We start from the raw sequence: 1141 nt of genomic DNA, 5'->3' as shown, positions 1-1141 counted from the left end.
TCACCATCAGAATCCACAAAGGCTTCTGAATAACCTTTATCAACACCTACGGTTTCCTGACCACAATCTTGTGTTTCAACTGCATCATAAGTTGAGTGAACTTCAACATTACCGTTTTTTAGAATGATTCTAAGTGTGCCTTGTGGCGCAAAATCAACAGTGGTGTTTAGTGGAATTTTAATGGTTTGTCGAGGGACTAGACTTGGCACTTTAAGCCAACATTGACCGTTTAGCTCAAAGGTTTTACACATATCCGCACGAACAATAATTTGATTATGTGTGTGATTAACACCATGCTTAAAGTGATTACGCATTTGACGATGGAGGAAATTATCAGTCATCCATTCATCTTTTTTAAGCAAGGTGTATAGTCTTTTTTGTTCATTATTACAGGAGGTGCGTTTTCGGATCGCCTGCTTTACTTTGTCTTTTGATGCTTCTCGATAGGCTTTAATATCACCTACGCAATCACGTAGCGTTTCTTTCCACGCATTTGCAGAAACACCAAAGTCACGACTTTCTTTCATCCACGCATCACGAATGGTTCTGTCGCTGATATTTAAACCTGCAACAGCACCATATTTAGCCCACACTTCGCTACGAACACGACCAAGTAAAACAGCTTGTTTTTCAAGTTGCTTGTACTTTTGCACATTCAAGTTTTTACAGTGATGGATGCGTGTTAGTTTCAAAAAGTTATTCCTTACTATTCACTAATTCTTTAACTTTTTCTTTGTATTTTCTTAATCCATAAAGTCGAGAAGAAAAACAATGAATAATCGCTAACAGGTCTTGAGTTACTTCTTCCGTTGGGGAAAGAGATTCTTGATTTGAACCGTACCGGGTTTGTCGGAGACTTTTTTATTTAAGTTAGGCCACCTGACCTAACGGGTTAATCTTATCATAGTACATTGCTTCAAACTCAAAAGGCGATACATAACCCAGTGCACTGTGTACACGCTTTTTATTGAACCAATCTACCCAGTTTAGTGTCGCAAGTTGTACATCTGCTAAACCTTGCCAATCTGCTTTTAAATATTCAATCACCTCTGTTTTGTATAAGCCATTCACCGTTTCAGCCAAAGCATTATCGTATGAATCACCAGTCGTACCGACTGATGCTCATAAATTTGCTGCTTCT

At 38.5% G+C, this 1141-nt stretch carries 3 pseudogenes; all 3 read right to left on the bottom strand.

From position 1 onward, the window contains the following. Window positions 1-692: pseudogene (locus FTV48_RS14825) on the bottom strand (RNA-guided endonuclease TnpB family protein); the annotation flags it as partial. A 4-nt stretch (window positions 693-696) separates the two neighbouring features. After that, a pseudogene (locus FTV48_RS15095) lies at window positions 697-831 on the bottom strand (IS607 family transposase); the annotation flags it as partial. Window positions 832-870: 39 nt separating this feature from the next. After that, a pseudogene (locus FTV48_RS14820) lies at window positions 871-1122 on the bottom strand (integrase core domain-containing protein); the annotation flags it as partial. Between the last annotated feature and the right edge of the window lie 19 nt (window positions 1123-1141).

It is taken from the genome of Acinetobacter sp. YH18001, from assembly GCF_013416975.1.
GTDB classification, from domain to species: Bacteria; Pseudomonadota; Gammaproteobacteria; order Pseudomonadales; family Moraxellaceae; genus Acinetobacter; species Acinetobacter pseudolwoffii.
This window is presented reverse-complemented; position numbering and strand designations above follow the sequence as displayed.